The sequence below is a fragment of the Brevundimonas sp. genome, assembly GCF_036677305.1.
Lineage (GTDB): Bacteria > Pseudomonadota > Alphaproteobacteria > Caulobacterales > Caulobacteraceae > Brevundimonas.
This window is the reverse complement of sequence record NZ_JAKFEB010000119.1, coordinates 1-4508: the sequence shown is the minus strand read 5'-3', so window position 1 is coordinate 4508 and position 4508 is coordinate 1. Positions and strand designations below refer to the sequence as shown.

The 4508-nt window shown below is 69.2% G+C and carries 6 protein-coding genes; 4 read left to right on the top strand and 2 right to left on the bottom strand.

Features of this window, described 5'->3' with window-relative positions; translation table 11 throughout:
- Positions 1 to 297: 297 nt before the first annotated feature.
- The 3 genes from V6M42_RS06975 to ribF are packed head-to-tail and all read left to right on the top strand — an operon-like array spanning position 298 to position 2625.
- Positions 298 to 1167, top strand: coding sequence for a TIGR01459 family HAD-type hydrolase (locus tag V6M42_RS06975; protein WP_332658096.1), 870 nt, complete (start codon positions 298 to 300; stop codon positions 1165 to 1167).
- Positions 1168 to 1196: 29 nt separating this feature from the next.
- Positions 1197 to 1658 carry a MaoC family dehydratase gene (locus V6M42_RS06970; protein WP_442880933.1) on the top strand — a complete coding sequence of 154 codons (462 nt, stop codon included), beginning with the start codon at positions 1197 to 1199 and terminating at the stop codon, positions 1656 to 1658.
- 43 nt (positions 1659 to 1701) lie between these two features.
- Positions 1702 to 2625 carry a riboflavin biosynthesis protein RibF gene (gene ribF, locus V6M42_RS06965; protein WP_442880934.1) on the top strand — a complete coding sequence of 308 codons (924 nt, stop codon included), beginning with the start codon at positions 1702 to 1704 and terminating at the stop codon, positions 2623 to 2625.
- Here the strand turns inward: ribF and V6M42_RS06960 are convergent.
- Both V6M42_RS06960 and V6M42_RS06955 read right to left on the bottom strand, forming a co-directional pair.
- Entirely contained in the window at positions 2618 to 3172 is a 555-nt protein-coding gene (locus tag V6M42_RS06960; RefSeq protein ID WP_332677971.1) for a DUF3828 domain-containing protein, read from the bottom strand. The genes ribF and V6M42_RS06960 overlap by 8 nt on opposite strands.
- Positions 3172 to 3735: a DUF3828 domain-containing protein gene (locus V6M42_RS06955; protein ID WP_332677970.1), complete on the bottom strand. Its 564-nt coding sequence runs from the start codon at positions 3733 to 3735 to the stop codon at positions 3172 to 3174. The genes V6M42_RS06960 and V6M42_RS06955 overlap by 1 nt, the downstream gene beginning before the upstream one ends.
- Positions 3736 to 3962: 227 nt before the next feature.
- On the opposite strand from V6M42_RS06955, the gene V6M42_RS06950 reads away from it, so the two are divergent.
- A partial coding sequence (locus V6M42_RS06950) for a class I tRNA ligase family protein (RefSeq protein WP_332677969.1) occupies positions 3963 to 4508 on the top strand: 546 nt, incomplete at its 3' end.

The window sequence follows — 4508 nt, the reverse complement described above, 5'->3', positions numbered from 1 at the left end:
CACGCGCGTGGAAAACGACGACGCGGGGCGGTCTGTCTCGTCGAAACGGTAAAACTACAACAGCACCGGGCGAGCTCGGTCGCCCCGCGCCCTCCCCGACCCGCTTCCCCGAAGCGGCGATGACTCATGCCTGTGTTCTCCCTCCCCTTCATGGGGAGGGATGTCGGCGCAAAGCGACGACAGGGTGGGGTACGTCTGAAATTCCCCACCCGGTCGCTGCGCGACCGCCCTCCCCATGAAGGGGAGGGAGAACCCGCCGCACTTCTCCCCCGCACCCGAACCCGCTATCTCCGCCCCATGACCCTCCCCCACGCCCTGAACGGCCTGTCCGACATCGCCGCGGACTACGACATCCTGCTCTGCGACGTCTGGGGCGTGGTCCATAACGGCCGCGAGAGCTGGCCCGCCGCCTGCGACGCCCTGACCCGGTTCAATCGCGACCACGGCAAGGTCGTGCTGATCTCCAACTCGCCGCGCCCGGCGCCGGGCATGATCCTGCAGATGGACGCCCTCGGCGTGCCACGCAGTTCCTGGGGCGCCGTGGTCACCTCGGGCGACGCCACCCGCGTCGAGCTGGCGCGCCGCGCGCCCGGCCCCGCCTGGATCATCGGACCCGAGCGGGACAACCCCCTCTACGACGGCCTCGGCCTCGAAACGGCGGCAGGCGCTGAAGACGCCGCCTTCATCTCCGTCACCGGCATGATCGACGACGAGGCGGAGACGCCCGAGGACTATCGCGAACGCCTGTCCGCCGGCGCCGCGCGCGACCTGGAGATGATCTGCGCCAACCCCGATCGCGTGGTCCAGCGCGGCGACAGGCTCATCTACTGCGGCGGCTCGCTGGCCGACCTGTACGAAAGCCTCGGCGGCCGCGTGACCATGGCCGGCAAGCCGTTCGGCCCGATCTACGACCTGGCCCTCAGGGAGGCCGCGGAGTTGAGCGGCAAGCCCGTCAACCGCTCGCGGGTCCTGTGCATCGGCGACGGCGTCGTGACCGACGTGCTCGGCGCCAACAAACAGGCGCTCGACTGCCTGTTCATCGCCCAGGGCATCCACGGGGACGCCGCCCGCGGCCCGGACGGCCGCCTCGACCCGGCCCGCGCGGCCGACCTGCTGAAGGCCGAAACCGCCTACGCCCGCCACGCCATGCTCGATCTGACGTGGTGAGCGGGGGCGATTCAGGCTAAGGCCGGGATATGGTTGAAATAGTCACGAAACACCCCTCAGGCGGCTACATCCTGGAGGAGCTCCACGTCGGCATGACCGCGGTGAAGCATATCCCGGTCACCGAGCAGCGGATCCAGCAGTTCGCCGAGGCCTCGGACGACTTCAACCCCGTCCACATGGACGAGGCCTTCGCCGCCAAGACCGCCTATCGCGGCCGCATCGCCCACGGCCTGCTGTCGGCCTCGTTCGGCTCGGCCGTGGTCGGCACCATCCTGCCCGGCGCCGGCGCCATCTACATCTCCCAGACCCTGCAATTCCACGCCCCGGTCCGCATCGGCGACGAGGTCGAGGTCCGCATCAGCGTCATCTCGGTCGATCAGGAAAGCGCCCGCGTCGAGATGGACTGCGAGGGTTTCGTCGACGGCAAGCTGATCATGGCCGGAGTCGCCACGGTCCGCGTCCCCCGCCGCCGGCGCCCCGCGAAAGACTGACTTGGTCTCGATCGTGACCGACTGGCGCGGCCTGCCCGACGGGATGAGGGGCGCCGCCGTCGCGATCGGCGCCTTCGACGGCGTCCATCGCGGCCATCAGGCCGTGATCGCCAACGCCCGCGAGGCCGCGCAACGGCTCGGCGCCCCCCTCGCCGTGGTCAGCTTCGATCCCCATCCGCGCCGCTGGTTCCAGCCCGACGCCGCCCCTTTCCGCCTGATGACGCCCGGCCAGATGGCCCGCGCCCTCGAACCGCTGGGCGTGGACACGCTCTACCTCCTGCCCTTTGACGCCGGCATGGCCGCCATGTCGGACGAGACCTTCGCCCGGGAAGTGCTGGCCGGGCCTCAAGTAGCGCGAAGCGCGGCAGGCCACGCCAATGGCCTCGGCATCCGCCACGCCGCGGTCGGCTTCGACTTCACCTACGGCAAGGGCCGCACCGGCTCGCCCGAGGGCCTGCGCCGCCACGGCGAAGCGCTGGGCTTCACCGTCTGCGTCACCGACCGGGTCGACGATCCCGGCGGTCTGAAACTGTCCTCTTCCGCCGTCCGCGAGGCGCTCAATGCCGGCGACATGGATCGCGCCGCCGCCATTCTCGGCCGGCCGTTCGCCATCGAGGGCGAAGTCGTCCACGGCGACAAGCGCGGCCGCACCATCGGCGTCCCGACGGCCAATATCCGCATGGGCGACTACATGCGCCCGGCCTACGGCGTCTACGCCACGCGCACCCGCCTGCCGGACGGGCGCGTCCTCGACGGCGTCGCCAATCTCGGCGTCCGCCCGATGTATGAACTGGCCGAACCCCTGCTCGAGGTCTGGCTCTTCGATTTCGACGAGGATCTCTACGGCCAGACGATCGAGACGGACCTGATCGCCTTCCTGCGCGGCGAAATGGCCTTCGACAGCCTCGACGCTCTCAAGGTCCAGATCGACGCCGACGCCGCCGCGGCCCGCGAGGCCCTCAGCTGATCGCGGCCATCAGCTGCTCGGTCAGCGGCTTCTCGCCGGGAACCAGGACGTCGCCGACCTTCCACATCCGCCCCTCCTTCACCAGCTTCAGCGTCTGCCGCTTCGTCTCGCCCATATTGGTGAACACCACTGCGACATCCGCCTTGCGCGCATCCGCCCCCGGTAAGACCGTGACCGAGTCCAGGGTGAAATCACCGCTGTCCTGACAGGCGCAGATCGGGTCGTAATTCAGCGTTGGAACCTCGCCGCCCGCCTTGCGGAAGTCCTCGCCGATCATGGCGTTCAGCATCCGGTCGTAGAGCGGATCCCGCCCCGGCGCCGGCGGCTCGCCCTGCGGTCCGCCATTCACGTACTGGGCGTAGAGCGCCCGCACAAAGGGCTCCGGTCCCGCCTCGGCCGCGGCATAGACCGCGTCGCGCGACACCGGCCCGCCTGGAACAGCCGCCCCTGTGGCTGCCGAAGCCGGCTCCGGCGCCTTGCCCCCGTCGCCCTGCGAGCAGGCGGCAAGACCCAGGGCCAGAGCGGGAATGAGGACCAGGTTCCGCATCACGCGCCTTCTCCCTTGGCGACCCATGCCTTGGTTTCGGCGATATACTCCGTCAGGCCGGCGACGAGGGCGCCGGACGGCGCCTCACCGGTCAGATCGCGCTCGATGTCATCGATCACCCAGTGACCGTTTTCCTTGATCAGGTTCAGCCTCTGCCGTTTTGTTTCCGGCGGCTGGGCCATTGTCCAGGTCATGGATACGGTCGCGTCGACCCGGTCGGGGCCACGCGGCGTCATGGTCACGCTGTCCAGCACCATCCCGCCGTCGTCGGAACAGTCGCAGATGTGGATACCCTCCCAAATGGCGTAACCTTCGGGCGTTACGGCGTGGTTCTCGTCCAGGAGCGCCTGGGTGCGGGCCGAAAATACCGGGGCGTCGTCGCCCTCATCCTCCGCCCCCGTCGACGTTCCACCCTGTTCAACGGAATAGAGGCTGCGCACGAACGCCTCAGCCGCGGGATCAACGGCGCTGGCGGCGGCTTCCGCGGCTTCGGCCGGCCCGGCCTCGGGCGACGAACAGGCGGACAGGGCCAGCACGGCGGCGGCGATCAGAACATGGCGCATGGAACGGCCCCCTCCCCGGGACGGCCGACTATTGAGCCCCCCGCCCCGCATGGCAATCCCGGCTGGCGTCCCGCCCCCGCCGTCTGCTAGACCGTAGCCACCATGACCGTCCGCGTGTTTCGCCCGATTTCGATTAGCCGCCCGGCGTAGCACCGTAGGGCTCAGCCCCGTGTACGCCGGGATATCGAGACCGACGCGAACGATCACACACGACGAGACGAGACTTCATGGCTTCCCAGCCCGACCAGCCCAGCGACACGCCTGCCGGACGCGACTATCGCGAAACGGTCTTCCTGCCCGAGACCCCCTTCCCGATGCGCGGCGGCCTGCCGCAGAAGGAACCGGCGATCATCGAGGCCTGGGGCGACCTCTATTCGGCCCTGCGTAAACAGCGTCAGGCCGAGGGCGCGCCCCTCTACGTCCTGCATGACGGTCCGCCCTACGCCAACGGCGACATCCACATCGGCCACGCCCTCAACAAGACGCTGAAGGACTTCGTCGTCCGCAGCCGCTTCCTGCTCGGCAACGACGTCGACTACGTCCCCGGCTGGGACTGCCACGGCCTGCCGATCGAGTGGAAGATCGAGGAACAGTACCGCGCCAGGGGCCGTCGCAAGGACGAAGTCTCCAAGGCCGAGTTCCGTCAGGCTTGCCGCGAATATGCGACCGGCTGGATCGACGTGCAGCGCGAGCAGTTCAAGCGGCTGGGCGTGCTCGGTGACTGGGACCACCGCTACGCCACCATGGACTTCACGACCGAGGCGGCCATCGTC

Excerpts from the sequence above, each read along its gene's own strand:
- V6M42_RS06975 (WP_332658096.1), top strand. The coding sequence starts at position 298 with ATGACCCTCCCCCACGCCCTGAACGGCCTGTCCGACATCGCCGCGGAC.
- V6M42_RS06970 (WP_442880933.1), top strand. The coding sequence starts at position 1,197 with ATGGTTGAAATAGTCACGAAACACCCCTCAGGCGGCTACATCCTGGAG.
- ribF (WP_442880934.1), top strand. The coding sequence starts at position 1,702 with ATGAGGGGCGCCGCCGTCGCGATCGGCGCCTTCGACGGCGTCCATCGC.
- V6M42_RS06960 (WP_332677971.1), bottom strand. The coding sequence starts at position 3,172 with ATGCGGAACCTGGTCCTCATTCCCGCTCTGGCCCTGGGTCTTGCCGCC.
- V6M42_RS06955 (WP_332677970.1), bottom strand. The coding sequence starts at position 3,735 with ATGCGCCATGTTCTGATCGCCGCCGCCGTGCTGGCCCTGTCCGCCTGT.